We start from the raw sequence: 26,163 nt of genomic DNA on the forward strand, positions 1-26,163 counted from the left end.
GGCCCGCCGTCGTGGGTGTCGAAGGCCCGAACCCGGCCTCGACACCCACGACTTCCGCCCTTCCCCGTGCCGAACCGCAGCCGGAGGCCCACGATGTATCTGTCGTCCAGCCGTTCCGCCGACCTCGCGTCCGGTGCGCGCGGCGGCCCGGGTGCGCAGGCACCGCCGCCGCCGACCGGGCGCGGCGCCCGGCGGGTCGCGCCCGTCGTACTCACCCTCGGCGTGGTCTCGCTGGTCACCGACGTGTCGGCGGAGATGGTCACCGCGGTGCTCCCGGTCTACCTCGTGCTCGGACTCGGGCTCTCGCCCATGGCGTTCGGCATGCTGGACGGCCTGTACAACGGCGCCACCGCGCTGTCCCGGTTGCTCGGTGGGCTGGTCGCGGACCGCTTCCGCCAGCACCGCACGGTCGCCGCGATCGGCTATGGGATCTCCGCCGGGTGCAAACTGCTGTTGCCCGCGGCCGGCGGGGTCTCGGCGATCGGCGGGGTGCTCGCGGCCGATCGGGCGGGCAAGGGGCTGCGTACCGCGCCGCGCGACGCGTTGATCTCGATGGCCGCGACGCCGGCGGAGCAGGGTCGGGCGTTCGGCGTGCATCGGGCGATGGACACGGCGGGCGCGTTGTTCGGACCACCGGTCGCGCTCGCGGTGTTGTGGGTTACGGCCGACGCGTACGACGCGGTGTTCGTGCTGAGCTTCTGCTTCGCCGCGTTCGGGCTGTTGGTACTGCTGCTGTTCGTCCGCGACCCGACGCCCGGGGGCGTCACGACCGGCGTGGAGAGGGGCGTGGACGCAGCCGCCGGCGCGGGCCCTCGCGCGGGGCAGGCGGCGGACCGCGCGCCGGTGCGACTGCGTGACGCGGCGGCGGTGTTGCGGGTGCCGGGCTTCGCCCGGGTGTGTCTGGCCGCGCTGGTGCTGGGCGCGACGACCGTCGGTGACGCGATGCTCTACCTGCTGCTGCAGCGGCACACCGACCTGTCACCGCACCTGTTCCCGCTGTTGCCGCTGGGCACAGCGCTGGTCTTCCTGCTGCTCGCGGTCCCGGCCGGCGGTGCCGGGGATCGGTACGGACGCGGCCGGGTGTTCCTGGCCGGCCATGTCGCGCTGCTCTGCGGCTACCTGGTGTTGCTCGCGCCGCTGCCCGACGGCGCGCTGATCGTGGCGATCCCGGGTCTGCTCGGGCTGTTCTACGCGGGCACCGACGGCGTGCTGATGGCGCTCGCGGCCCCGGCCGCACCGGCCGCGCTGCGTGGTGGAGCGCTCGCGCTGGTGCAGACCGGGCAGGCCGGCGGGCGGGCGCTGGGGGCGGCCGGGTTCGGCACGGCGTGGACGCTGTACGGCCCGCACACCGCCGGCATCCTGGCCGCCGCCGGGTTGGCCCTCGCGCTGCTCGCCGCCGCCGTGCTGTTGGCCGGCGGCACGCTGACTCCGGGCGGCACCCGCCCGACCGGCCCGAAAGGGGCATCCCGATGACCCGAACCACGCGCCTGATCGTGCTGACCGTGGTCACCACGCTGCTCGTCGGCCTCGCGGTGGTGTACACGCTGCGCGCGGCCGGCGACGCGGAGGCGGGCCGGAACGGCGACTACACGACGCTGAGCCTGGATCGCCCGGGGCGGATCCTGTTCCGCAGCACCGCCGCCGACGCCGGCCGGGACCACCTCGCGGCGGTCGACGCGGCGCGTCCGGGCGAGCGGGAGGTCGCCGCGCGCAGTTGCCTGGTCTTCCACGCCGCGCACGGCACGGGGGTGTGCCTGCAACCGGCCCGACTCGCGCTCGGCACGTACGACGCGGTGCTCCTGGACGCGAACCTGCGCGAGAAGGGTCGGCATGCGCTGGCCGGGACGCCCTCACGCGCCCGGGTCTCACCGAGCGGACGGCTGGTCGCGTGGACGTCGTTCGTGAACGGCGAGTCGTACGCGGGCCTGAACTTCGCCACCCGGACCGCGATCCTGGACACCCGGACCGGCCGACTCGACGACAATCTGGAGTCGTACGCCCTGCACCGGGGCGACGAGTCGATCCATTCCCCCGACGTCAACGTCTGGGGCGTGACCTTCGCCGCCGACGACAACACCTTCTACGCGACGGTGGCCACGGGCGGACACACCTGGCTGGCCCGCGGCGACGTGGCCGCCCGCACGCTGCGCACGGTGCGCGAGAACGCCGAGTGCCCGTCGTTGTCCCCCGACGGCACACGCGTCGTGTACAAGAAACGTGCCCCCGGCGCGGACCCCGACCGCCCCTGGCACCTCTTCGCCCTCACCCTGGCCACCAACACGGAAAGCCCCCTCGCCGAAACCCGAACCCTCGACGACCAGGCCGAATGGCTGGACAACGACCGCGTCGTCTACAGCCTCCCCGGCGACCTCCGCGCCGACATCTGGACCACCGACGCCGACGGCTCGGGCCACCCCACCCTGCTGATCCCGCACGCCCTGTCCCCGGCGATGCTGCGCGGTTGAGCCGATCCGGAGTGCGCGCGGCGCCGAAGGCCATCGACCCCACGCGGCGCGATGAGTTCGGGCGGCGGATCGGGTCTACCTTGACATGACTCGAATCATCGCCGACATCTCCGTGTCCCTCGACGGCTTCGTCACCGGGCCCGATCCCGGCCCGGACAACGGACTGGGCACCGGCGGCGGGGCCCTGCACACGTGGGCGTTCTCCGACGACCCCGACGACCACCGGATCCTGCGCGAGGGGACCGTGCGCTCGGGCGCCGTCGTCCTCGGCCGCCACCTGTTCGACCTGGTCGACGGGCCGAACGGCTGGGACGACACGTGCGGCTACGGAGCGGGCGAGGTCGGCAAACCCCCATTCGTCGTCGTGACCGGCTCGCCGCCGGAGTCGGTACGGACGACCGACCTCGACTGGACGTTCGTCACCACCGGCCTGTCCGACGCCGTCGCCGCCGCGCGCAAGCGAGCCGAGGCGGCGTCGGCGGCCGGCGGCCGGGACCTCGACGTCGTCCTCATGGGCGGCGGCGCCACGATCCGCTCGGCGCTCGACGCCGGGCTGGTCGACGTACTGATCCTGCACCTCGCCCCCGTCGTGCTGGGCGCCGGCACACCACTGTTCACCGGTGGAACGCCGCGCACCCTGGTACAGCGGAGCGTGGTCGCGACATCGACCGCGACCCACCTCGCCTACGACGTCTCCCGGTGACCCGATGACCACTGTCGAAGCCAATGAAATCGCCCTGGGCATCGAGTCGTTCGGTGCCGACGACGCGCCGCTCGTCCTGCTCGTGGGCGCAACGACGATGCTCTCCTGGCCCGACGCGCTTTGCGCGCGCCTGGCCGCCGGCGGGCGCCGGGTGGTGCGCTACGACCTGCGCGACAGCGGGGAGTCGACGACGAGGGACCCGGAGGCGCCCACCTATACCCTGCGCGACCTCGCCGACGACGCGGCGGCCCTTGCCGACGTGCTCGGCGGAGGGCCCGCGCACCTCGCGGGGATCGGCGTCGGCGGGATGGTCGCCCAGGTGGCCGTGCTCGACCATCCGGGCGCGTTCTCGGCGCTCACCCTGGTCGGCACCCGCGCGGTCGCCCCCGGCCCGCCCGACGACGACCTCCCGGACCACGACCGGGCGACGATGGGCCGGCTGTTCGCGCGGGCGCTTCCCGACTGGAGCGACCGCGAGGCGGTTGCGGAGTTCTCCGCCGCCGGCGCGGAGATCCTCGGCAACGACCCCGTCGCCGCGCGCGCGGTCGCCGCGCGCATCTGGGATCGCACGCCCGGCACGGCACCACCGGTCCAGACCGCCAACCAGATGGGCCTGGTGTTCTCCAGGCTCGACTGCAAACCCCGCTGGCGCGAACGCCTGCCCGAGATCGCGGTCCCCACGCTCGTCGTCCACGGCCGCCGCGACCCGTTCTTCCCCAGCGGCAACGGCGAGGCACTCGCCCGCGAGATCCCCGGCGCCCGCCTGCTCGTCCTCGACGAGGCCGCCACCACCATCCCCGACACGGCGATCGCCGAGGTCGCCAAGGCGATGCTCACCCTCGGATAGAAAACGGCGCGTGCCGCGTCGGCACCGAATCCGTTACGCCGCGGATCCGGCCGCGACGGCCGCCGTACCTCGTCCTCGACGGGTATCCGGCACGACGCGTTGCTTCGGTGCCCGGAAGCCGCCGATCTGCTGTTCGAGCAGTTCGGCCAGCCGCAGTGGGGTGCGGTCCTCGAACATCGGACCGATGAGCTGCACTCCCACCGGCAGGCCCTCGGCGGACCGGCCCGCCGGTATCGCGGTGGCGGGCAGGCCGGGCATGGTGGCCAGACCGGCCCAGACGAGCTGGTCGAAGAACGGGTACTCGACGCCGTCGATGTCGATCCGGCGTGCCAACAGGTCGGGGTTGTGGTCGTGCGGGAACGCGGGAGTCGGCGTGATCGGGCACACCACGGCGTCGAACTCGGCGAACAACTGCCGCCAGCCGTGGCGGTGGAGCTCGCGACGGTTGTTCACCTCGACCCAATCGCGGTGGCTCAGCACCATCCCGCGCAGCCGCGCCGCGTCCAGGCTCCGGTCGTCCGCGCTCAATCCGGCGGCGCGGGTTTGCAGCCGCTCGTACTCTTCGACGGGAAAACGCGCAACGGAACCCGAGAACAGCAACTGCGTGTAGATCAACGCGGCTTCGGCCGGGTCGGGCAGCAGCGGACTGTGCCGTTCGACGTGGGCACCGCCGGCGACGAGTGCGTCGGCCACCCGGTTCACACCGGCCCGCACCGCGGACCCGGTCGGAATCAACGGATGCTCGTCGAGGACCAGGACCCGGAAGTCGCCCAGCCGTTGGTGGCGTGCGGGCGGCAGGTTCAGGTCGTGCGCCACGCCGAACGTCAGCGGGTCCGGCCCGGCCATGACGTCGAGCAGGAGCGTGAGGTCGCGGGCGGTGCGCGCCATCGGGCCGACGACGGCGAGGTCGAGGTCGATTGGGAATGCCGGCGTGGCCGGCGGGACCATGCCGCGGTTCGCCACCAGCCCGAGTGTCGGCTTGTGCGCGTGGACACCGCAGAAATGCGCGGGGGTGCGCAGCGAGCCGCCGATGTCGGAGCCGATGGACAACGCACCGAACCCGGACGCCAGGGCCGCCGCCGATCCGCCGGAGGACCCGCCCGCCGTACGACCGTGATCCCACGGGTTGTTGGTGGTGCCGTAGATCTCGTTGAAGCTCTGCAGATCCTGCAGACCCAGGGGCACATTGGTCTTACCGAGCACCACCGCGCCGGCGGCCTTGATCCGCGACACCTGTACCGCGTCCTCGGCGGGCACAAAGTCCCGGTACTGCGGCATGCCCCAGGTCGTGGGCAACCCGGCGATGTCGTAGGACTCCTTGACCGTCACCGGAATACCCAGAAGCGGCCGATCCTCGCCCCGGCCGAATGCCCGGTCGGCATCACGCGCAGCCGCCCGGGCTCGATCGAAGTCGGACACACAGATCGCGTTGATCACGCCCTCGTCCCGCTCGATCCCAGCGATCGCCGCCTCGGTCAATTCCACCGAGGACACCTCACCGGCACGCAACGCAGCCGCCGACTCTTTGGCCGACCGAAAATTCCAATCCATGATTCCGACGCTAACGGACCGCCGCGGAAGCCATAAAACTCCACTTCCCACAACGGAAAAGTCCGCGAAGAATCGCCGTTCGGGGGACAGGCCGACTTGGTTTGGCCGGCTCGGGCGGGAGGGCCGGCGTCGCGGGAGGGAATCCCTGCCTGGGCGGGTGCGCTCAGCTCGGCCCGGACTCACGCCCAGAGCGATGCTCGGGCGCAGCGAAGGCGCCCGGCAAAACGCCGCCGTCTCCCCCGATGGAGTTGCGACGATTCCCGGCATGGCGCGCCGCACCCACCACTGCCGTTCGAGCGTTCGTCACCGGGGCAACAGCGGAAGCGAAAGCGCGGGACCTCCCCGACCAAGCCGAACGGTGGACCTCGCTACTCGCGCGGTGACGGCCTGGCCGTGACCCACAAGTGAAAGCCCCGGCGACCGCTGGAACGGTCCCGGGATCGGCCGACAGCTTTCGAGGAGCCGACGACGTGACCCACTTCATCGCTGCCATTTTCGGATGGCTGTGCCAACCGCGCACCCCTCCGAAGTCGGCCGGCAAGCACGCCCGGACCGCCGAACCGAAGCGGCCCCGGCCGAGTCGACCCACCAGCCCAAGCCGCAAACCCACCCCCGGTGGCGCGACTTCGTACCGCCCGCCCCCGCCGCCGACGATCCGCCGATCCACGACTCGGCCACGGTCGTCCCGCCCTACCTGACGACACCCGAGGAAGTCGCCCAGCGACGCCGCAAGGTCGCCGAAGCCACCCGACAAGGCCGCCTCGCCGCGATCGCCACACCCGATTCCCGCCGGCCCGCGCAGCCCGTGGCGCGGGGGTGACCGCGTGATCCTCGCCCTGTCCTACCGCCACTCCTGCCGCTGCGAGCAACACGACGGGCTCGTCCCGGTGCAGGTCATCGACTCCGGCCGTGGCGCGTCCGGCCGGACCCTGTGGGCCTGCCCCGAGCACGCCCCGGCGTTTCCGCCACTTGCCCGACCCGACGCCGACGCCGACACCGACTCGCTGCCGCCGGTCGCACGCGCGTCCCGGCTCCGCTCGGCCCCGGCCGGTCATCCGGCACCGGACGGGGGCGGCCCGAGCGCGAATCGCTCACTCGTGCCGGAACACCACGCGCGCCGATGTCTGGTCCCGCGCCAGCACCATCATCGAGTCGATGTTCACGTGCGGCGGCCGAGTCGCCACCCAGCCCACACATTCCGCGATGTCCCGGCCGACCAGCGGCGTCATCCCCGCGTAGACCGCCGACGCGCCCTCCGCGTCGCCGCCGAGCCGGTTGAGGGTGAACTCGGTCTCCACCATGCCCGGATCAATCTGGCACACCCGCACCGGCTGTCCACGCAGTTCCAGCCGCAACACCCGGGTCATCGCCGTCACCGCGTGCTTGGCCGCGTTGTACCCCGCGCCGCCCTCGTACGGCTCGCGCCCGGCCACCGAGCCGATGGTGATCACCTGACCGTCGCCGGAGGCGATCAGCAACGGCAGGAACGCCTTGGTCACCCGCAGCGTGCCGAGCACATTCGTCTCGTACATCGCGGTCCACGCCGCCTCGTCGGCCTCGGCCACCGGTTCGGTGCCCCGCGCGAAGCCCGCGTTGTTGACCAGGAGGTCACAGCGCTCGACGGCGGCGGCGAACGCGGTCACCGAGTCCGGGTCGGCCACGTCCAGCGGCAACGCCCGGCCGCGCCCGGCGCACCCCGCGACCACCTCGTCCAGCCGATCCTTGCGCCGCGCGCCGAGCACGACGTCGTAGCCCAGACTCGCCAGATGCACGGCGGTCGCCGCGCCGATCCCGCTGCTGGCGCCGGTGACCACCGCACAGCCTCGGGACGGGGTCGTGGGGGTCGCGCTCTCGCCCTGGGTCATCGCGGGATTCCTCTCGTCCGTGCCATCCGTGCCGCGGGCACCACATACCGCCCGTGCGGATGTCGGTGACCACGGTGCCGATCCTCCCGCACCGTACGACGAACCGACGCGGCCCCGATCGCCGCCCCGCCTCAGTCCGAGCCGCTGCCGTGCCCCGACGCCCAGGGCCACCCGAGCCGCCCCCGCCGCGGGGCCGGCGAAGCGGGCGCGGACGGCGCGGGCCGGGCGGCCGGCAACGTCGGCAACGGCGGCAACACCTCGCGGTACAACCACGCGTCGAACAGCTGCTGCAACGACCCGGCGGCGTACCGCGCCGCGTGCGCGACGAAGTCGTCCGTGGTGACCACGCCGTGCCGGTGCGAGGTGACCCAGTCCCGCAACATCGTGAAGAACGCCGGGTCGCCCAGCGCGCACCGCACCGCGTGTACCGTCAACGCGCCCCGGGCGTAGATGCGTTCGTCGAAGATCAGCTTCGGGCGCGGCGCCCCGAGCAGCAGATCCTGCGGCGCACCGCCCAGTCGGGTGTGCTCGACGGCGGCCTGCACGGCGGCGGGGCGCCCGCCGGAGCGCTCGGCCCACAACCACTCCGCGTAGCGCGCGAAGCCCTCGTTGAGCCAGATGTGCCGCCAGTCCGCCAGTCCGACGCTGTTGCCGAACCACTGGTGCGCCAATTCGTGCGCGACCAGCCGCTCGGCCCCGCGCGCGCCGTCGACGTGGTTCGCCCCGAAGGTGGCCAGCCCCTGGGCCTCGATCGGGATGTCGAGATCGTCGTCGGTGACCACCACGGTGTATTCGTCGAACGGGTACGGCCCGAACAACTCCTCGAAGAGCGTCATCATCTCCGGCTGCCGGGCGAAGTCGACCAGGAAGCGCGGGACCAGCCGGCCCGGCAGGTGGGCGAACTGCGGCACGCCCGCGTTCGGCTCCAGCGGCCCGATCGTGTCGTAGCGGCCGATCGAGACGCTGACCAGGTAGCTCGCGGTGGGCGCGGGCTGCTCGTAGACCCAGGTCGAGGTGCTGCCCCGGGTGCTGCGGGTGAGCAGCGCGCCGCTGACCACCACGGTGTAGGCCGACGGTGCGGTGACCGAGATCTGGTAGGCCGCCTTGTCGTCGGGCCGGTCGTTGCACGGGTACCAGGACGGTGCGCCGATCGGTTGGCCGGCCACCAGCGAGCCGTCGGTCAATTCCTCCCAGCCCACCCCGCCCCACGGGCTGCGCACCGGCTTGGGATTGCCGACGTAGTGCACCTCGACGGTGAACGCGGCCCGCGCAGCGATCGCCGCGCCCGGCCGCACCCGCAGCTTGCCCGCGCGGTGCGTGTAGCGCGCCTGGCGGCCGTTCACCAGCACTCGGCCGATCCGGAATTCGCCCAGGTCGAGCGCGAACTCGGTGAGCGGCCGATCGCCGGCCACCGCGCCGATCCGGGCGGTGCCGGCCAGCCGATTGGGGCCGGGGCGGTAGTCCAGGTCCAGCTCGTAGCGATGCGCGTGATAGCGCGGATCGCCGTGGGTGGCGAAGTACGCCTCCCCGGCGGCCGAGCGCGGCCCGTGGTCGATCACCGATTCGTGCTCCGTCCCCGTCGCGCCCACCGTCGCGGGACGGGCCGTGTCCCGCGACGCCGTCTCGAAACGCATTACCGTCGCCATGCCTCGATCGGATTGCCCAGCCAACCGGTGTCCTCGGGGACCGTCTCGCCGCGCATCACCAGCGAGGCGGGACCCAGCGTGCTGCGTGCCCCGATCGTGCTGCCCGGCAGCACGATCCCGCGCGGGCCCAGGGTGGCACCCTCGCGAAGGATCACAGTATCCATCCGCATGATCCGGTCGTGGAAGAGATGCGTCTGGAGCACACAGCCGTGCCCCACGCTGACCGCGTCCTCCAGGGTGACCAGGTCCGCCTCCGGCAACCAGTAGCTCTCGCACCACACGCCGCGGCCGATGGACGCCCCGAGCCCGCGCAACCACACGTTGAGCACCGACGTACCGGGCACCCGGCCGATCAGCCACGGCACCGCCAGCACCTCGACGAAGGTGTCGGCCAACTCGTTGCGCCACACGAAGCCGCTCCACAGCGGGTGCTCGACCGGCTTGAATCGGCCGACCAGGAGCCACTTGGCCGCGATCGACACGACGCACGCGAGCACGCCGCAGCCGAGCAGGACCAGGCCGGACAGCAGCGCGGCCAGGATCGGCGAGTGCGCGCCCAGCCAGGCCAGCGTGGCCAGGGTGAGCACGGCCAGCGCGGCCGAGCACAACACCGGCACCACCCGGCACACCTCGACCAGGCCGCGAGCCCAGCGCAGCCGGGCGGGCGGGTCGTAGGTCAGGCCCTGGTCCGCGACGTCCGCCGAACGCGGCAGTCGCATCGGCGGCATGCCCAGGTACGAGCCGCCCTTCTTGGTCTTCTTCGGCGTCGCGGACAACACGCCGACCAGGCCGCGGGCGGGCACCGAGCGGCCCGGCGCGGTCATCCCCGAGTTGCCCAGGAAGGCCCGCTCGCCGATCCGCGCCTCGCCGATCCGGATCCGGCCGCCGCCGAGTTCGTAGGAGGCGATCAGCGTGTCGTCGGCCAGGAACGCGCCGTCGCCGACCGTGGTCAGGCTCGGCAGCGCGAGCACCGTGGACGCCTCGACGCCCTTGCCCACCTTCATCCCCAGCGCCCGCAGCCACACCGGCGTGAACAGGCTCGCGTACAGCGGGAACAACTTGTCCCGGGCCAGGTCCATCAACTGGGTGACGGTCCACGCCTGCCAGCCGATCCGGCCGTGCAGCGGGTGATAGCCCGGTCGCAGCCCCAGGCTGAGCAGGCGTACCAGGAGCACGATCGACAACGCGTAGACCAGCGCGAACGCGGCCACGGCGGGCACCAGGGCGAGCATCGCGCCGGCGAGCGCCGCGCCGAGGCCCTCGCCGGGGCGCACGAACACGCCGAGGATCGGCAGTACCGGCAACACGGCCAGGATCGGCAACAGAGTCGGCAACAACCCGCTCAGGCCGTACAGCACCGCCCAGTGCGTCCTGCGCGGCGGACGCTCGCCGAACCGGCCCCGGTCGACCTTGCCGAGCCGTATCGCCGGCACCCCGCCCCAGCGGCGCCTCGGCGGCACGTTCCCGGTGACCGCGGAACCCGCCGCCACCTCGGCCGAACGACCGATCCGAGCCCCGGGGAAGAGCGTGCTGCGGGTGCCCACGATCGCGCCGGCGCCGACCTTGATCGCGCCGATCTCCAACCGGTCGCCGTCCAGCCAGTGGCCGGACAGGTCCACCTCGGCCTCCACCGCGCAGCCTCGGCCGAGCTTGAGCAGGCCGGTGACCGGCGGCAGGGTGTGCAGGTCGACGTCCGGGCCGATCCTGGCGCCGAGCGCGCGGGCGTAGCGCTGCAACCAGGCACCGGAGAGCGCGGTCGCGCCGGCGGCGTCGGCCAGTTGTTCGGCCGCCCACAGCCGGATGTGCACGCCGCCACCGCGCGGATAGGTGCCCGGGCCCACTCCGCGCAGCAACAGCCGGGCGCCGCCGGCGGCGATCGCCACCCGGCCCGGCGGGCTGAACAACACCGCCCAACCGGCCGCGACCCACCACCACGAAGCGGTCGGCGCCCACGGGTACTCGCCGAACCAGGCGGCGACGTTGCCCAGCGCGAGCAGGCCGACCGTCCAGCGCAGGCCGATCAGGGTGAACAGCGGGATCAGCAGGAACAACTGGGCGATCCGGGCCCGGGTGGGCGTCGGGGCGACCTTGCGCACCGCGCCCGCGCCCTGGGCCGAGCGCTCCAGCCGGCGGGCCAGTTTGCGCAGCGTGGGCTGCTGGTAGATGTCCGCGACCGCGGCGGCCGGGTACCGCTCGCGCAGCAGCGTGGTCAGCCGGGCGGCGGCCAGGCTGTTGCCGCCGATCGCGAAGAAGTCGTCCTGGGCGGTCTCCGGGGCGATGCCGAGCACGTCGGTCCACTGCTCGGCGAGCCAGGCCTCGGTGCCGTAGAGCTGCTCGGTGGGTCCGGCGTCCTCCGCGTCGGTGAGCGGCCACGGCAGCGCGTCCCGGTCGACCTTGCCGGAGGTGCGGGTGGGCAGGTCGGCCACCGGGGCCAGCCGGGGCACCAGGGCCGCGGGCAGCTCGGCGCGCAGCCGGTTGACCGCCTCCTCGCGGTCCCAGCCCTCGCCGGTCACCAGGTAGCCGACCAGGAGCTGGTTGCCGCCCTTGACGGTGCGTACGGCGGCGGCCGCGCCGACCACGCCCGGCAGGGCCTGCAGGGCCGCGTCGATCTCGCCGAGTTCGATCCGCCGGCCGCCGAGCTTGATCTGCTCGTCGCCGCGGCCGACGAAGACCAGGCCCTCGTCGTCGGCGCGCACCACATCGCCGCTGCGGTAGGCGCGGTCCCAGCCCATCGACTCCAGCGGCGCGTACTTCTCCGCGTCCTTGGCCGGGTCCAGGTAGCGGGCCAGGCCGACGCCGCCGATCACCAGCTCGCCGGTCTCGCCCATCGCGACGGGTCGGCCGGTCGCGTCGACCACGGCCAGTTCCCAGCCGTCCAAGGGCAGCCCGATCCTGACCGGGCCCTCGCCGGTGAGCAGCGAGCCGCACGCGACCACGGTGGCCTCGGTCGGGCCGTAGGTGTTCCACACCTCGCGGCCGTCGGCGACCACCCGCTCCACCAGCTCGGGCGGGCACGCCTCGCCGCCGAAGATCAGCAGTCGTACGTCGAGCAGCGCCTCGGTCGGCCACAGCGCGGCGAGCGTGGGCACCGTGGAGACCACGGTGATCTCCTGCTCGGCCAGCCACGGCCCCAGGTCGGCACCGGAGCGCACCCGCGAACGGGGCACGGTGACCAGGCACGCGCCGTACCGCCAGGCCAGCCACATCTCCTCGCAGGACGCGTCGAAGGCGACCGACAGGCCCGCCATCACCCGGTCGCCGGGGCCCAGCGGCTCCTCCCGGAGGAACATGCCGGCCTCGGCGTCCACGAAGGCCGCCGCGTTGCGGTGGGTCACCGCGACGCCCTTGGGCTTGCCGGTGGAGCCGGAGGTGAAGATGATCCAGGCGTCGTCGCCGGGGCCCGGGCGGGCGGGGGCGACGGGCTCGCCGGCGCGGGTGACGCGCAGTTCGCGCTCGGCACCGAGCACGGCGCGGACGCCCGCCTCGCCGAACACCAGGTCGGCCCGCTCGTCCGGGTCCTCGGCGTCCACCGGGACGTAGGCGGCGCCGGCGGCCAGCACGGCGAGGATGGCGATGTACAGGTCGTTGCTGCCGGAGGGCACCCGGATGCCGACCCGGTCGCCGACGCCGATCCCGGCGTCGGCGAGTCGGCGGCGCAGCGTGTCCACCTCGGCGGCCAGGGCGCGGTACGTCAGCGTCCGCCGGCCGTCGTCGAGGGCGGGCTCGTTCGGATGGTCCCGGACGGTGGCGTCCAGGATGTCCACGAGGGTGCGTGGCGCGGGAGCGGGGCGCCCCGGGTAGACGGCCGGGGTCGGCGTCGGTGCGGTGCCGGACGGGTCGTCCTGGGCTCGTACTGGTAGCGCGATGGCCATGAGGTCCTCATCATCCCTGGTCCCCGCTACAGCCCACTGGAAGGCTTCCGGGGAGGTGTCGCGGTCCCCGGTCCTGGCCGGCCGGGTCGCTGCTGGAGCGTGGCAACCCGACCGACACTAGCTCTGTTCGACGCACAACGACGACCCGTGATGCGATCAACTTCCTTTAGGACAAAGGGATCTGACGAACCGTCAGATATGAATTGACGACCCGTCAGATATCATCTGCCCCTGAAATGAAGCTTTTTGACGTCCCGTCAGCCCAGAACTCGACTTGGACACCACCACTCACTCCTGTGACCCACACAACACCGTAAGCCCGCCCCGAGCCCGCCGCCCGACCGGCTCGGCCGGACGGATGACGCCCCCGAGGGCTTGGCGGACCGGGGCTCGGCGGCGTTTCGGGCGCCGCTACCTGCTCGACTCGCGGTCGGCGGCGGGCCCGGTGCCGGCCTCGGGGCGGTGCGTCGGCCCGGTGCGGCGCGGCCGCAGGACCGGGCCCGGATGGCGGAGCGCGAACACGGTGGCCCGGGTGACCGTCTCCTTCAGGCGGGCCGAGGAACGGCCGGTGAGCACGGCGGCGCCCAGTGCCGTGTCGTCGGCCCGGACGAACTGGGTCACGCCGTCGCGGCGACCGAGGCTGATGTTCTGCCACGCGTAGCGCAGCCGCAGTGGACCGGGCGTACGTCCGGTGAGCAGGTCGGCGATGCCGTTCGCGACGTGGAAGCCCATCGGCAGCGCGGTCTGGCAGGACATCCGCGAGGGACGGCCGTCCGGGCCGAGCGCGGCGGCCGCGTCGCCCACCGCGTACACCTCGGGGTGCGAGGTCGAGCGCTGCCGGTCGTCGACCGTGATCAGCCCGCGCCCGTCGACCGCGAGACCGGATTCGGCCGCGATCGGGGACACCCCGAAGCCCGCCGCCCAGACCGTGAGTGCGGCGGGCAGGTCGCTGCCGTCGGCCAGCTCCAGGCGATCCGCGCCGACCCGGACGACCCGGGCGTGTTCGCGGACCGGCACGCCGAGCCGGTCCAGCCCGAGGCGCAGCCGAACCCGCCCGCGCTCGGACAACCCCGCGCCGAGTTCGCCTCCGCTGACCAGCAGCGGGCGCGGCCCACCGGGTGCCTCGGCCAGCTCCGCCACCAGCTCGATGCCGGTCAGCCCACCGCCCACCACGACCACCGGCCGATCCGGCGCCGCCGAGGCCAGCCGCCCGCGCAGCCGCACGGCGTCGTCGTGGCCGGCCACCGCCGACGCGTGCTCGGCCGCGCCCGGCACCGAAGCGGTCTCGGCCACACTGCCCAGGGCGTAGACCAGCGTGTCGTACTCGAGCACGTACGGCGCCGTGTCGATGCGCACCGTCCGCGCCCCGGCGTCGACCCCGGTCACCCGGGCCGGCACCAGCTCGACCCCGGTGCCGGCCAGCAGATCGGCCAGCGGCAGGTCGCGCAGCCGCTGTCCGGCCGCGAGCTGATGCAGTCGAACCCGCTCCACGAACCGGTCGCCGGCGTTGACGAGCGTGACGCGGGCATCGGTGTGCCGCAATCGCCGGGCCGTGCGCTTGGCGGCCATCAGTCCGGCGTATCCGGCGCCCAGCACCACGATGCGATGAGTCATGGTTCCTCCCGTTCGAATCGGTCCCTCTCGGTCCCTCTTGAACCGGGCGGCGGGCGGATCCGTGACGGCCTCGAAGGTGAGCCGGGTCACACCTGCCGGGTCGCACTCGTCGGGGCGCGCTCGCCGGGGGCGCTCCCCCGATCACGCTCCCCGAGTCACGCTCCCTGCCCGGCGACGAAGGCCAACTTGTCGGGGTTGAGGATCAGCCGCACACAGGTGATCAAGCCGTCGGTGATCTCCGGTACGACCACCGCGGCGAGCGTGTCGCCGAGGTGGATCAACATGGCCGATTCGCCGTTGATCTCCGCCGGGGCCAACCCGATCGGCCCGCCCTCCAGCCGGGCACCCAGGCCGAACAGGTAGCGCAGCACCTTCTCGCGGCCGACGATCGCCCGGCGCGCCGCCGTCATGTTGCCGCCGCCGTCGGCCCACGAGACGACATCCTCGGCCAGGAGCCGTTCCAGCCCCGCGACGTCCCCGGCGATGGTCGCGGCGAAGAACCGTTCCACGATCCGGGCCCGCTGCGCGGCGTCCACCGCGTAGCGCCCACGCGGCTCGCCGACCCGCAGCCTGGCTCGGCGATGCAGTTGCCGCGAGTGCTCCTCGCGCACGTCCAGGATCTCGGCGATCTCCCGATGGCTGTACCCGAACGCCTCGCGCAGCACGAAGACGGCCCGCTCGGCGGGGGTCAACTCCTCCAGCAGTGTCAGCAGCGCGAGCGAGACCGACTCCCGCTGCACGGCGGTCTCCAGCACGCCGAGCACCTCGCCCCGGTCGGTCCGCACCGGCTCGGGCAACCACGGCCCGACGTACGACTCGCGCCGCGCCCGCGCGGAGGCCAGCCGGTTCAGGCAGAGGTTGGTCAGCACCTTGGTCAGCCACGCGGCCGGCACCAGCACGCCCGCGCGGTCGGCCCCGTTCCAGCGCAGGTAGGTGTCCTGCACCGCGTCCTCGGCCTCGCTCACCGACCCGAGCAGCCGATACCCGACCGCGAACAACCGAGCCCGATGCGCCTCGAACTCCCGCGCCGCCGACTCCGCGTCCCCACCGGTTTCCATCGTCACTCCTTCAGCATTCCAGCCCACCTTGAACACCGGGCACGGCGCACACCCGGGCGACGGCGCGCGGGTGGCAGGCGGCGCGCGGGCGGGATCCCGGACCGGCGATCCGCGCCCGCAGGTTCCGCCTCGGGTCAGATTCCGGTTACCGCGAGGGGGAGTTCGGCCAGCCGGGCGGGGTCGGCGATCACCTCGATCCGGGTGATTCGGCCCGCCTCGATGGTCAGGCGCAGGGCGGCGAAGAGTCGGCCGTTGGGCGCGATCACGATTCCGGGTCGGCCGTCCACGAGGGCCGGCTCGCCCACTCGGGCCCGGTGCGCGAAGATCCGGGTCTCCTCGGCGACCGCCCGCGCGCCCCGCACGTCGCGGGTGACCCCGTCCGGCACCGCGAAACGGTCGGCCACGCGGACCACGTCCGGCGCGAGCACCCGGAGCAGGGTGTCCAGGTCGCCACCGCGCGCGGCGGACAGGAACGCGTCGACCACGCCGTAGTCCTCGGCCCGCTCGGCCTCGTCCGGGGTGACCGGCCCGCGTACCCGCTCCCGGGCCCGGCTGGCCAACTTCTTGCTCGCCACCGTCGTGCGGCCCACGACCGGCGCGATCTCGGCGAACGGAACGGCGAACAGGTCGTGCAGGACGAAGGCGACCCGCTCGGCGGGGGTGAGCCGGTCCAGCACCACCAGCAGGGCCCGGCCCACCGACTCGGCCAACACCGCCTCCTGCTCGGGTTCGATCCCGCCCGGCCGCTCCAGCACCGCCTCCGGGATCGAGGTGAGGGATTCCTCGCCTCGGGTCCGCCGGATCCGCAACATGTCCAGGCACACCCGGGCAACCACGGTGGTCAACCACCCGGCCAGGTTTTCCACCCCGTCCACGCCCGCCCGGTCGACCCGCAACCAGGCGGCCTGTACCGCGTCTTCGGCGTCGTCCAGCGAGCCGAGCATCCGGTAGGCGACCCCGCGCAGGTGGTCGCGGTGTGCCTCGAAACGCGTGGCCAGGCCCTCGGGTCCGTTCATGGTCACCTTTTCGGTCGAGCATCGGTCAAAGGGGAGACGACCACTCCGCACGATGCCGACGGCAAGGAGACAACAGGCGAGTTTACCGTCGCCGCACCGCGCCGGGCCTGGCGCGTGCCACCCGGCCACACCCACCCGAGCCGCCCGCCGAACCGGAACCGACCCGGTTCGCGCGGCATCCCGTGCTGCCCCGAGCGGCGCTTCCGGCCGCCCGATCCGTACCAAGGAGAAGCCCGATGAAGTTCTTCCGACTCGACTCCAGCATCCGCGTCGACGACTCGGTCAGCCGCACCCTCGCCGACCTGGTCGAGGCCGAATGGCTGCGCGCCTTCCCGGACGCCGAGTTCGTCCGCCGCGACCTGGGCCGCCGACCGCTGCCCGGCGTCTGGCCCGTCGCCGAGGCGAGCCGGACCACCGAGGAGTGGGCCCGGACCGACGAACAGCGCGCGGCGACCGCGCTCGCCGCCGAACTCACCGACGAGCTCCTCTCCTGCGACGCCTTCCTGCTGGCCGTGCCGATGTACAACTTCGGCGTCCCGCAGCAGGTCAAGCAGTGGTTCGACGTGGTCATCACCGACCCCCGGGCCGCCGACGTCAGCCGGCCGATCCTGCCGGGGAGGCCGGCCGTACTGGTCGAGGCCCGAGGCGGTGGCTACGCGCCCGGGACTCCGCGCGCCGGCTGGGACCACGCCACGCCGTACCTGAACCGCATGCTCACCGACGTCTGGGGCCTCGACGTGGTCACCGCCCGAGCCGAACTCACCGCCGCCGACGTCAACCCGGCGATGGCGGAATTCAGGCCGCTCGCCCACCGCCTCCTCGCCGAGGCCCGCGTCGCGGCGACCGAACACGCCCGCGCGGTCGCCGCGCGACTGCGCGCCGTCCCGAACACCCGCACCCCCACACCCGCCTGACCCCCCGCCCGCGCCCCGCGTCGGCGTGGGGCGCGGGGGCACGGGTCGACGCCGCCTTCCCGCGACCGGGCCTTCGGTGCGGCGCCCGACGGAGTGCGGTGGTCAGTCGGCCATGAAGGTGGTGGTCTCCGGGATCGGGGCCCGGTCCGTGCGCACGGGGTGCGTGTCCAGGTCCTCGAAGCCGATCGACATGCCGCAGAACAGGAGCAGGCCGTCGGGCGGCGAGACGACCTCCGCGACGGTCGTGCGGTAGACCGACCAGGCCATCTGTGGGCAACTGTGCAGGCCCTCGGCGCGAAGCAGCAGCATGACCGTCTGGAGGTACATGCCGACGTCGGCCCACTGGGCCGCGCCCATCTCGCGGTCGATGTAGCAAAAGAGCGCGGCGGGCGCGCCGAAGCAGTCCCAGTTCGCGGCGACGGCCGCCGAGCGGGCCTGCTTTTCCCCGCGCGAGATGCCGAGCGCGGCATAGCGCCGCTCGGCGGCGGCGAACCGCCGCTCGCGGTAGGGCGTGCGCAACTCGGGCGGGTACATCGGGTACTCCCGCTCGTCTCCGGGGTCGCCCGCGGCCACCCGCTCGCCGGTGCGCTTCTTGAGCCGGTCCAGCGCGGGGCCGGTGAGCACGTAGGTGTTCCAGGGTTGGAGGTTCGCTCCCGACGGTGCCCGGGACGCGGCGGACATCACCCGTTCGAGTACTCCGCGCGGGATTCGCTCGTCCGCGAAACCGCGTACCGCGCGCCGACTCGCCACAGCCTCGTACACGTCCAAGAACATGTGCCTCTCGCATCCGATCTCGTCGCCCCTGGGCCGTCGTCTGCGGCGCCGACGGGGCTCCTTCCGCATTTCTGACGATCGGGAGGGCGCGGAGGTGACGGCAAAACACCCGCAACGGGCAACCCGGGCGTCGGGCGGGCGGCGTCGGGCGGCGACTGAACCACGACAGATCCGGTCGCCGGTCGGCCGCGGAACCCTAGCCTTGAGCCCTGCCGCAGGCCGCGACACCGCGACGGTCCGTCCGCGCCCGGCAACCCTTCGGCCCGGCGAAAGGCGACCCGTGAGCACCATCACCGTCATCCCCGGCGACGGCATCGGCCCCGAGGTCGTCGACTCCGCGCTGCGGGTCCTGACCGCGCTCGACCTGGGCCTGTCCATCGACGTGCTCGACCATGTCGACGCGAACGGATACACGCCGGGCAGCGGTGCGCTCGACGACGCGGACCTCGCGCGCATATCCGCGAGTTCCGCGCTCCTGCTCGGGGCGATCGGCCGGCCCGATCTCGACGAGACCGACTACACCCGCAGCGTGCTGCTGCGCATTCGCCAGGAATTCGACCTGTACGCCAACCACCGTCCGGTCAGGCTGTGGCACGACCGGCTGAGTCCGCTCCGGAACGCGGCGAGGCGCACGATCGACTGCGTGATCGTGCGGGAGAACACCGAGGGGCTCTACAGCGGGATCGGCGGCAGTCTCCGCGGCTTTTCGCCGAACGAGATCGCCATCGACACGGACGTCAACACCTGGCACGGCGTCTCGCGCATCGTGGACTACGCCTACACGGTGGCCCGCCGCGAGGTGTGCCTGGTGGACAAGGCCAACGCGGTGCGCAACGGAGGTCGGCTGTGGCAGGAATGCCGGCGCCGGGCCGCCGAACGCAACCCGCGGACGATCTCCTCGCATCTGTACATCGACGCCGCCGCGATGAAGCTGGTCACCGACCCCGGCTGCTTCGACGTCATCCTCGCCAACAACTCCTACGGCGACATCCTCAGCGATCTGGCCGCCGCGCTGGCCGGCGGCATCGGGCTGGCCCCGTCCGCGAACCTCAATCCCGAGACGACGTTCGGGCTGTTCGAACCGGTGCACGGTTCGGCTCCCGACATCGCCGGGAAGGGCCTGGCCAACCCCTTCGCGTGCCTGCTCACGACGGCCCTGCTGGTGCGCCACCTGGGCTTCACCGCGGCGGCGACCGCGATCGAGACGGCGGTGGCCGAATCGATCGCGGCCGAGCGGGTCACGCCGGATCTGGGCGGGAGGCTGAGCACGCAGGAGGTGACCCGCGCCGTGCTCGCCGCCCTGTGAGCCCTCACGGGGCGGGATAGACCTCGGGTTGTGCGTTGGAACTGGTGCGGAGCACTTCGGCGACGCTCAGTTCGTAGAAGTCGTACCACTTCTCCCGGCCGAGCCGCTGCGCGTCCAGGTGTTCCGGATCCTCGCGCCACTTCTCCAGCGTCTCGGGATTGCGCCACCACACCAGGGCGACGCGCTCACCGTCGTCCGCGACGTAGTTCTTGATGTGCAGGAGATCCTCCCCCGCCATCTCCCGGACCTTCTTGGCCAGATGATCCTCGGTCGTTCCGTACTCCTCGTCGACCTGCGCGGAAAAACGTGACCTGAAGACGACCAGAATCACTTGTACCCTCCCTGGGGTCTCGGCTGTACCGGGCTGTCCGTGCGGGGAATCGGCGTGCCACGTCTCACCCGGACGAGACGCATTCGCGCAGCCGCGGATCGGGCAGGTCGATCGCCGCGGCGCCGTGCCGGTTGAGAATGCGCCGGGCCAGTGCGCGCAGTCGGCGGTCCTGGTCCAGCGCGGAGCGATAGCTCTCCTCACTGAACGCGCAGCGTTCGTAGAGCGGGACGAAGCGGTCCGGCATCAGGCCGACCAGCCGCCGGGTGATCGCCTCTTCGGCCTCGTGCCGGGCATCCGGCAGCCGCGACATCGTCCGGTAGTGCTCGTAGGAGATCTCCGCGATCGCCTCGCCGTCGCTGCGGCGGATCCGCTCGTACTCGGCGAACGCCGAGGCCCAGTCGGGCTCTCGGTCGAGGCAGTTCACCAGCGTGCGCACGTCCTCGAAGGCGCAGTTCATGCCCTGGCCCATGAACGGTGCCATCGCGTGGCAGGAGTCGCCGATCAGCGCGGCCCGGTCGCCCAGGACCCAGCGGTCACAGCGGGTGACCCGCAGCGAGGAGACCGGCTTGGTCGCCAACTGCCGTCGCAGGTCCGGGATGTTGCGGGCCGGCTCGGGAAAGAGCCGGGTGAACTGCTCGGCCAGTGCCCGAGTGCCGGCCGCCGCGCTGTAGGACGGACCCGGCCCTTCCCGACGCAGGAACACCGACCCCGCGAACAGGTCGGAGGAGACCATCGGGAACGCCCCGAACAGGGCATCGCCCGCCGGCCAATAGTGCATCAGGCCGCGATCGCAGGCCGGCAGCGGCAACACGATCTCCTGGTAGGCCAGTTCCAGGGTGCCGACCTCCTCGCGACCACCCTTGGCCACCAGCGCGGCGCGGACCGTGGAGCGAACTCCGTCGCAGCCCAGGATGTGATCGCACTCGATCCACCGCTCCGCCTCGCCGGCGCGCACCAGCAGCGCCGGTGCGTCCAGATCCACCTCCAGCACCGGGCGTTCGAAGTGCAGCCGCACTCCCGGCTCGGCCTGCGCCGCGTCCAGCAACATCCGGTGCAGCCGCTCCCGCTGGACCGCCCAGATCGGTGCCCCGTCCCGACTGTAGGGAGTCACCACCGTGCTGCCGTCGGGCAGGTGACCGCACCTGCCGGTGAGCGGCGAGCAGATCCGGCGTACCGCCCGCTCCAGGCCCAGTTCGCGCAGGACCCGCCAGCCGCGGTTCGACAGGATCACCATGAGCGAACGGCCCGGTCCGGCCGCGCTGCGTCGCGGATCCGGGTGTCGTTCCAGCAGGGTGACCAGGTCGTGGCGCCGGGCCAGATAGATCGCGGCCACGGGGCCGGCCAGTCCGGCCCCGACGACCGCGACATGTTTGCCCGTCCCGAACCCGGACGTGCTCGACGTGTGCATGACTGCTCCCAGCGACGGCGGCACCGGCGAATGACGACCTCTGCGATCACCCATGTGCGGGCCGATTACCAGGCCACCGGAAGCTCGCGCACGCCGTACGCCACGCCGTCGTGTTTGAACGGCACGTCGTCGAAGTCGATCGCGAGTCGCAGGGTCGGAATGCGCCGGTAGAGCGTCCCGTAGACCACCTGTAGTTCCAGCGCGGCCAGCGGTCGACCGAGACAGTGGTGCGGGCCGTATCCGAAGGCCAGGTGGTGCTGGGCGTCGCGGCCGAGGTCGAGCCGGTCCGGGTCGGGGAAGTTCTCCGGGTCGCGATTGGCCAGTTCGCTGGCCAGGATGATGCCCTCCCCGGCGCGGATGACCGTGTCGCCGACCGCGATGTCCCGGATGGCGACCCGCCGCCGGCCGGAGTGCGAGATGTTGAGGTAGCGCAGCAGTTCGTCGACTGCGCCTTCCACCACCCGGCGGTCCTCGGTGCGGCGCAGCAGTTCCAGTTGGTCCGGATTGCGCAACAACGCCAGTGTGCCCAGCGCGATCATGTTCCCGGTGGTCTCCAGTCCGGCCACCAGCAGGGTCACCGCGATGTAGGAGAGTTGCTCCTCGCTCAGTTCGCCGGTGCGCACCTGGGCCTCGATCACCGAGGAGATCAGGCCGTCCGCCGGTTCCTTCTTCTGCCGCTCGATCAGCTCCCGCAGATAGCTGCGCAGCGCCTCCTGGGCGCCGACCATCGCCGCGGGCTCACTGTCCCGATGCAGCATGCGCGACGTCTGATCCTGGAAGAACTCGTGGTCGGCGTAGGGCACTCCGAGCATCCGGCAGATCACCTGGGTCGAGGTGGGGAAGGCGAAGCGGCCAACCAGGTCGGTCGGATTCGGCCCGGCGAGCAGGTCGTCGATCAGGCCGTCGACGATGTTCGTTACGTCGCCGCGCAGCGCCTCGATGTTGCGGATGGCGAACGGCAGCGACACCATCCGGCGTTGCCGGGCGTGCTCGGGGTCGTCCAGGGCGACGAAGGAGCGCCCGTCCTTGCGCCGCTCCCGGCTGCCCTCGTCGAAGTGCGGGTAGCCCGGTGTCGTCGAGTCGGCGCTGACCCGGGGGTCGACCAGGAGCTTGCGCCCGAGGTCGTAGCCGGTGACCAGCCAGGGTGTGCTGCCGTCCCACAGGGTGACGCGGGTCAGTTCGTCCAACGCGCGCATGCTGCCGGCCGGGTCGAACGGGCAGGCGGCGTCCTTGCGGATCGGGAAGCGGATCAACTGTTCGTTCACGGCATCTCCTTCTGTTGCCGCGCCGTGCCGCTCCCGGTGGGCGGCTCTGCTTCGGCGGTTGTCGGTGGCTGGATGCGTCCGTGCAGGAATCGGGCTATCTCCCCCAGGTCGCCCGCCTCCAGGACCGTCCGGATCGGCAGGCGCACACCCAGTTCCTCGCGCACCGCGCCGATCAGCCGGCCCGCGATCAGCGAGTTGCCGCCCAGGTCGAAGAAGTTCGCGTCGAGATCGACCGTCGACAGGCCGAGCAGGCGCGCGACCACGTCACCCAGCAGGGCGTCGGGCGTGCGCGGCCCGGCCGGCGCTGCGGGCGGCTCCGGCGCGTCCGCGTCGCTCGGCGCGCCCAGGGCTCGCCGGTCCACCTTCCCGTTGGGCAGGGTGGGGAATTCGTCGAGCACGGTGATCCGCGTCGGGATCATGAACTCCGGTAGCGCGGCGGCCAGTTCGGTGCGCAGCGCGGCAGGGTCGAGGGTGGCGCCCGGGTGCGCGGTCAGATAGGCCACCAGTCGCGCGTCGGCGAGTTCGCCCTCGACGACCACCGCGGCCAGGGCCACGTCCGGTTGCCCGGTCAGGCAGGTCTCGATCTCGCCGAGTTCGACGCGGAACCCGCGCAGCTTGATCTGCCCGTCGACCCGGCCGGCGAAGTGGAACCGACCGTCGGCGTCGCGCCGACCCAGATCGCCGGAGCGGTACATCCGCGCGCCGGGTGGGCCGAACGGGTCGGGCAGGAAGCGCGACGCGGTCAACTCCGGGCGGTTGACATAGCCTCGGGCCAACCCCGAACCGGCCAGGTAGAGCTCGCCTTCCCGGCCGTCGGGCACCGGCCGCAGGTGCTCGTCCAGCACCCGGACCCGGGTCCCGACCCACGGGAAGCCGATCCCGACGCCGTCCGCCTCGGTGATCGGCCCGGCGATCGTGGAGCCGACGGTGGCCTCGGTCGGCCCGTAGCCGTTGAACATCCGCCGCCCGGGTGCCCACTTGCGCAGCAGGGCGGGGGTGCAGGCGTCGCCGGTCGACATGATGGTGCCGCCCAGCAGGACACCTTCGCTGTCGGTGACGCTCAGCGCGGCCGGCGGCAGTACGGCATGGTCGATCTCGTACTTGGCCAGCGTCTCGTGCAGCGCGTCGCCGGGCAGCAGGTCCTCGTCGTCGGCCATCACCAGCGTGGCCCCGTGCAGCAGCGCGAGGGTGACGTCCCAGAAACCGGCGTCGAAACTCATCGAGGCCCACTGCAACACCCGGTCACCGAGGCCCGGCCGAAACCGCTGCGCCTGGGTCGCGACGAGGTCCGCGACGCCGTCGTGGCTGATCGCGACGCCCTTGGGGGTCCCGCTGGAGCCGGAGGTGTAGATCACGTACATCAGGTGCCGGTCCGTCAACGGCTCGCGGCGGTCGGCCTGGCGCACATCCGCGTCGTCGAAGGCGGCGCACGCGTCGGAGTCGAGGTCGATCTCCGCGAGTTCCACCCCGGGCACCCGCCCGCCGCCGGCACGCACGAGCAGCGTCGGGGCGGCGTCCTCGACCATGAACGCCTTGCGGGCCGCCGGGTAGCGGGGGTCCAGCGGCAGGTAGGCACCGCCCGCCTTGAGGATCGCCAGCACGCTCACCACCAGCTCGACCGACCGGGGAACGGCCACGGCCACCAGGTGGTCCGGGCCCACGCCGCGGTCGATCAGCAGCCGGGCCAGCCGGTTGACCCGGCGGTTGAGATCGTCGTAGGTGAGCGCGGTGTCCTTGTAGAGCACCGCGAGCGCGTCCGGACTGCTCGCCACCTGTGCCTCGAAGAACTCGGGCACGGTACGCGGAGCCGATCGCTGCGTCGTCACCGCGTGCTCCCCAGGTAGGGGCGCACCTCGGAGGCGAACAACTTCAGGCTGCGTTCCATCGACTCCAACGGCTGCTGGCCGAAGTCGAGTTGGAACAGCACGATGTCGGTGTCCAACTCCTGTTCGATATGCCGCAGTTGCTCGATCGCGGTCTGTGGCGAGCCGACCACGGCCAGCCCGGCGTCCTCGCTCGGGCCGGCCTGGTGCTTGTCCACCACGGCCTCGCGGTAGCCCTCGTACGAGCTGGAGGTCCGGTCCCGCCAGGCGTTCGCGGCCGAGCCGAAGACGTCCCAGTGGCGGCGCAACGCGGCGGTGCCCTCTTCGATCGCCTCCTGGTCCGTTTCGGCGAGGTAGAGCGCGACACTGATGGCGACCCGGGGTTCGCGGCCGGCGTTGCCGGGCGCGGCGCGGAAGCGGGCCCGGTACAGGTCGATCATCTCCCGGACCTGGTCCACCTGTTCGCGGCTGGGCGCGGAGGCTATCAACAGGTTGTGGCCGGCGTCGCCGATCCATTCGAAGCTCGAACGGGTGAGCAACGCGGCGGCCCAGACCGGCGGGTGCGGCTCCTGGGTGGGCAACGGCAGGGAGTTCGCCGCCCGGTAGCGAAAGAACGGGGTGTCCTCGCTCACGTCCGACTCGGTCCACAGCCGCACCACGGCGTCGACGGTCGCCCGGAAACGATCCTTGCTGCTGTCCAGGTCGATGCCGAACGAGTCGAACTCGTACGGCAGGAACGCCCGCGCGAAGCCGACGTCCAGGCGCCCGTTGCTGAGTGCGTCGAGCTGCGCGGTGCGGGCCGCCAGTTGGATCGGGTGGTGGAAGGACGCCTGGATGCCGCCGGTCATCAGCCGGATCCTGCTGGTTCGCGCGGCCACGGCGGACAGGAAGGCGAGCGGGTCGGGGCAGTAGCCGCCGTAGGGATGCAGGTAGTGCTCGGTCATCTTGACGTATTCGAGCCCGAGGTTCTCCACCAGCTCGGACACGGTCAGCAGGTTCGTGTAGTAGTCACCGGCGCTACGCTGCTGCGGCGTCGTGTCCGGCAACAGGGAGATCCCGTAGCTCGTCATCGCGGCCTCTTCGTATCCGTGTGCGGCTGATCGTCCGTTGTCGTGGTGGTGGTGTTGCACTCCCGCGAGCCGGCCCCGCCCGGGGTCAGGGACCAGTACTCGCGCATCCCGTAGACCAGCGGTCGCGGCAGCACGTCGCCCGCGGTGCTGACCTTGACCACCTCGCCGAACACGACGACGTGGTCGGCGACCGTCACCGACTTGGTGACCCGGCAGTCCGCGATGGTGTGCGCGTCCTGCACCAGGTGGGGTCCGCCGAAGCCGGGTCGCATGGTCCACGCGACCCGCTCGAAGCGATCCGGGCAACGGGCCGCGAACAGTTCGGCCGTCGCGCGGGCCTGATCGTCGAGCAGGTTCACGGTGAAGGCCCGCGTCCTGGTCAGGACGGCGAGGGTGCGGCCGGCCTGCTGGGCGCACACCAGCAGGGTCGGCGGGCTGGCCGACACACTGGCGATCGCGGTGCAGGTCATGCCGTGCAGCGGACCGCCCGGCTCGGCGGCGGTGAGCACCGACACACCGGCCGGAAAGGCCGCCATCAGGTTTCTGAACTCGCTTGTGGACACCGGCTCCGTCGCAACGCGGCGATCGGCCTCGGCGATGGGAATCGACATGGTGGTTGCAGCACCTCCTGGTGT

General features: G+C 72.5%; 21 protein-coding genes. 7 read left to right on the plus strand and 14 right to left on the minus strand.

The features are described 5' to 3' along the window. Positions 1 to 93 precede the first annotated feature (93 nt). The 4 genes from ACH4U8_RS03015 (at position 94) to ACH4U8_RS03030 (ending at position 4,015) form a co-directional block, all read left to right on the plus strand. The gene (locus ACH4U8_RS03015; RefSeq protein WP_395775657.1) at positions 94 to 1,473 is read left to right on the plus strand and encodes an MFS transporter; all 1,380 of its coding nucleotides are present in this window, start codon (positions 94 to 96) and stop codon (positions 1,471 to 1,473) included. Beyond that, positions 1,470 to 2,465: a TolB family protein gene (locus ACH4U8_RS03020; protein ID WP_395775658.1), complete on the plus strand. Its 996-nt coding sequence runs from the start codon at positions 1,470 to 1,472 to the stop codon at positions 2,463 to 2,465. Before ACH4U8_RS03015 ends, ACH4U8_RS03020 begins: the two co-directional genes overlap by 4 nt. Positions 2,466 to 2,550: 85 nt before the next feature. Then, entirely contained in the window at positions 2,551 to 3,168 is a 618-nt protein-coding gene (locus ACH4U8_RS03025) for a dihydrofolate reductase family protein (protein ID WP_395775659.1), read from the plus strand. A gap of 4 nt (positions 3,169 to 3,172) precedes the next feature. Continuing rightward, a complete protein-coding gene (locus tag ACH4U8_RS03030) occupies positions 3,173 to 4,015 on the plus strand; it encodes an alpha/beta fold hydrolase (protein ID WP_395775660.1) in 843 nt (280 codons plus the stop codon). A 33-nt stretch (positions 4,016 to 4,048) separates the two neighbouring features. On the opposite strand, the gene ACH4U8_RS03035 is transcribed toward ACH4U8_RS03030, so the two are convergent. Continuing rightward, positions 4,049 to 5,566, minus strand: coding sequence for an amidase (locus ACH4U8_RS03035; protein ID WP_395775661.1), 1,518 nt, complete (start codon positions 5,564 to 5,566; stop codon positions 4,049 to 4,051). A 499-nt stretch (positions 5,567 to 6,065) separates the two neighbouring features. On the opposite strand from ACH4U8_RS03035, the gene ACH4U8_RS03040 reads away from it, so the two are divergent. Continuing rightward, positions 6,066 to 6,386, plus strand: a complete 321-nt coding sequence (locus tag ACH4U8_RS03040; RefSeq protein ID WP_395775662.1) for a hypothetical protein — start codon at positions 6,066 to 6,068, stop codon at positions 6,384 to 6,386. 271 nt (positions 6,387 to 6,657) lie between these two features. On the opposite strand, the gene ACH4U8_RS03045 is transcribed toward ACH4U8_RS03040, so the two are convergent. From ACH4U8_RS03045 to ACH4U8_RS03070, 6 genes are all read right to left on the minus strand, one after another. Further along, on the minus strand, positions 6,658 to 7,431 hold the full coding sequence (locus ACH4U8_RS03045; protein WP_395775663.1) for an SDR family NAD(P)-dependent oxidoreductase: 774 nt from the start codon (positions 7,429 to 7,431) through the stop codon (positions 6,658 to 6,660). Between the two features lie 131 nt (positions 7,432 to 7,562). Further along, positions 7,563 to 9,077 carry a M1 family metallopeptidase gene (locus tag ACH4U8_RS03050; RefSeq protein WP_395775664.1) on the minus strand — a complete coding sequence of 505 codons (1,515 nt, stop codon included), beginning with the start codon at positions 9,075 to 9,077 and terminating at the stop codon, positions 7,563 to 7,565. After that, positions 9,065 to 12,949, minus strand: a complete 3,885-nt coding sequence (locus ACH4U8_RS03055; protein WP_395775665.1) for a Pls/PosA family non-ribosomal peptide synthetase — start codon at positions 12,947 to 12,949, stop codon at positions 9,065 to 9,067. The genes ACH4U8_RS03050 and ACH4U8_RS03055 overlap by 13 nt, the downstream gene beginning before the upstream one ends. Before the next feature lie 411 nt (positions 12,950 to 13,360). Next, positions 13,361 to 14,563 carry an NAD(P)/FAD-dependent oxidoreductase gene (locus ACH4U8_RS03060; RefSeq protein ID WP_395775666.1) on the minus strand — a complete coding sequence of 401 codons (1,203 nt, stop codon included), beginning with the start codon at positions 14,561 to 14,563 and terminating at the stop codon, positions 13,361 to 13,363. A 155-nt stretch (positions 14,564 to 14,718) separates the two neighbouring features. Next, positions 14,719 to 15,621 carry an RNA polymerase sigma-70 factor gene (locus ACH4U8_RS03065; protein ID WP_395775667.1) on the minus strand — a complete coding sequence of 301 codons (903 nt, stop codon included), beginning with the start codon at positions 15,619 to 15,621 and terminating at the stop codon, positions 14,719 to 14,721. Positions 15,622 to 15,755: 134 nt separating this feature from the next. Next, positions 15,756 to 16,637, minus strand: a complete 882-nt coding sequence (locus tag ACH4U8_RS03070; protein WP_395775668.1) for a sigma-70 family RNA polymerase sigma factor — start codon at positions 16,635 to 16,637, stop codon at positions 15,756 to 15,758. Positions 16,638 to 16,873: 236 nt separating this feature from the next. Here ACH4U8_RS03070 and ACH4U8_RS03075 point away from each other — a divergent pair, with 236 nt between their 5' ends. Next, positions 16,874 to 17,551, plus strand: a complete 678-nt coding sequence (locus ACH4U8_RS03075; protein WP_360310402.1) for an NAD(P)H-dependent oxidoreductase — start codon at positions 16,874 to 16,876, stop codon at positions 17,549 to 17,551. A 102-nt stretch (positions 17,552 to 17,653) separates the two neighbouring features. Here the strand turns inward: ACH4U8_RS03075 and ACH4U8_RS03080 are convergent, their stop codons facing one another. After that, positions 17,654 to 18,319, minus strand: a complete 666-nt coding sequence (locus ACH4U8_RS03080; protein ID WP_360310486.1) for a nitroreductase — start codon at positions 18,317 to 18,319, stop codon at positions 17,654 to 17,656. A 286-nt stretch (positions 18,320 to 18,605) separates the two neighbouring features. On the opposite strand from ACH4U8_RS03080, the gene ACH4U8_RS03085 reads away from it, so the two are divergent. After that, a complete protein-coding gene (locus ACH4U8_RS03085; protein WP_395775669.1) occupies positions 18,606 to 19,631 on the plus strand; it encodes an isocitrate/isopropylmalate dehydrogenase family protein in 1,026 nt (341 codons plus the stop codon). Between the two features lie 4 nt (positions 19,632 to 19,635). On the opposite strand, the gene ACH4U8_RS03090 is transcribed toward ACH4U8_RS03085, so the two are convergent. The 6 genes from ACH4U8_RS03090 to ACH4U8_RS03115 form a co-directional block, all read right to left on the minus strand. After that, entirely contained in the window at positions 19,636 to 19,962 is a 327-nt protein-coding gene (locus ACH4U8_RS03090) for an antibiotic biosynthesis monooxygenase (protein WP_360310406.1), read from the minus strand. A 64-nt stretch (positions 19,963 to 20,026) separates the two neighbouring features. After that, positions 20,027 to 21,370 carry an FAD-dependent oxidoreductase gene (locus ACH4U8_RS03095; RefSeq protein WP_395775670.1) on the minus strand — a complete coding sequence of 448 codons (1,344 nt, stop codon included), beginning with the start codon at positions 21,368 to 21,370 and terminating at the stop codon, positions 20,027 to 20,029. Between the two features lie 65 nt (positions 21,371 to 21,435). Next, positions 21,436 to 22,635: a cytochrome P450 gene (locus ACH4U8_RS03100; protein ID WP_395775671.1), complete on the minus strand. Its 1,200-nt coding sequence runs from the start codon at positions 22,633 to 22,635 to the stop codon at positions 21,436 to 21,438. Beyond that, positions 22,632 to 24,461: a non-ribosomal peptide synthetase gene (locus tag ACH4U8_RS03105; protein WP_395775672.1), complete on the minus strand. Its 1,830-nt coding sequence runs from the start codon at positions 24,459 to 24,461 to the stop codon at positions 22,632 to 22,634. The genes ACH4U8_RS03100 and ACH4U8_RS03105 overlap by 4 nt, the downstream gene beginning before the upstream one ends. Next, positions 24,458 to 25,528, minus strand: a complete 1,071-nt coding sequence (locus tag ACH4U8_RS03110; RefSeq protein WP_360310414.1) for an LLM class flavin-dependent oxidoreductase — start codon at positions 25,526 to 25,528, stop codon at positions 24,458 to 24,460. The genes ACH4U8_RS03105 and ACH4U8_RS03110 overlap by 4 nt, the downstream gene beginning before the upstream one ends. Then, positions 25,525 to 26,139 carry a flavin reductase family protein gene (locus tag ACH4U8_RS03115; RefSeq protein WP_395775673.1) on the minus strand — a complete coding sequence of 205 codons (615 nt, stop codon included), beginning with the start codon at positions 26,137 to 26,139 and terminating at the stop codon, positions 25,525 to 25,527. The genes ACH4U8_RS03110 and ACH4U8_RS03115 overlap by 4 nt, the downstream gene beginning before the upstream one ends. Between the last annotated feature and the right edge of the window lie 24 nt (positions 26,140 to 26,163).

Origin of the sequence: Embleya sp. NPDC020886 (genome assembly GCF_044333915.1) — a bacterium.
Taxonomy (GTDB): domain Bacteria; phylum Actinomycetota; class Actinomycetes; order Streptomycetales; family Streptomycetaceae; genus Embleya.

Bases quoted from the DNA above. Each gene is read 5' to 3' on its own strand.
- ACH4U8_RS03015 (WP_395775657.1), top strand. From the start codon at position 94: ATGTATCTGTCGTCCAGCCGTTCCGCCGACCTCGCGTCCGGTGCGCGC.
- ACH4U8_RS03020 (WP_395775658.1), top strand. From the start codon at position 1,470: ATGACCCGAACCACGCGCCTGATCGTGCTGACCGTGGTCACCACGCTG.
- ACH4U8_RS03025 (WP_395775659.1), top strand. From the start codon at position 2,551: ATGACTCGAATCATCGCCGACATCTCCGTGTCCCTCGACGGCTTCGTC.
- ACH4U8_RS03030 (WP_395775660.1), top strand. From the start codon at position 3,173: ATGACCACTGTCGAAGCCAATGAAATCGCCCTGGGCATCGAGTCGTTC.
- ACH4U8_RS03035 (WP_395775661.1), bottom strand. From the start codon at position 5,566: ATGGATTGGAATTTTCGGTCGGCCAAAGAGTCGGCGGCTGCGTTGCGT.
- ACH4U8_RS03040 (WP_395775662.1), top strand. From the start codon at position 6,066: ATGGCTGTGCCAACCGCGCACCCCTCCGAAGTCGGCCGGCAAGCACGC.
- ACH4U8_RS03045 (WP_395775663.1), bottom strand. From the start codon at position 7,431: ATGACCCAGGGCGAGAGCGCGACCCCCACGACCCCGTCCCGAGGCTGT.
- ACH4U8_RS03050 (WP_395775664.1), bottom strand. From the start codon at position 9,077: ATGGCGACGGTAATGCGTTTCGAGACGGCGTCGCGGGACACGGCCCGT.
- ACH4U8_RS03055 (WP_395775665.1), bottom strand. From the start codon at position 12,949: ATGGCCATCGCGCTACCAGTACGAGCCCAGGACGACCCGTCCGGCACC.
- ACH4U8_RS03060 (WP_395775666.1), bottom strand. From the start codon at position 14,563: ATGACTCATCGCATCGTGGTGCTGGGCGCCGGATACGCCGGACTGATG.
- ACH4U8_RS03065 (WP_395775667.1), bottom strand. From the start codon at position 15,621: ATGGAAACCGGTGGGGACGCGGAGTCGGCGGCGCGGGAGTTCGAGGCG.
- ACH4U8_RS03070 (WP_395775668.1), bottom strand. From the start codon at position 16,637: ATGAACGGACCCGAGGGCCTGGCCACGCGTTTCGAGGCACACCGCGAC.
- ACH4U8_RS03075 (WP_360310402.1), top strand. From the start codon at position 16,874: ATGAAGTTCTTCCGACTCGACTCCAGCATCCGCGTCGACGACTCGGTC.
- ACH4U8_RS03095 (WP_395775670.1), bottom strand. From the start codon at position 21,370: ATGCACACGTCGAGCACGTCCGGGTTCGGGACGGGCAAACATGTCGCG.
- ACH4U8_RS03110 (WP_360310414.1), bottom strand. From the start codon at position 25,528: ATGACGAGCTACGGGATCTCCCTGTTGCCGGACACGACGCCGCAGCAG.
- ACH4U8_RS03115 (WP_395775673.1), bottom strand. From the start codon at position 26,139: ATGTCGATTCCCATCGCCGAGGCCGATCGCCGCGTTGCGACGGAGCCG.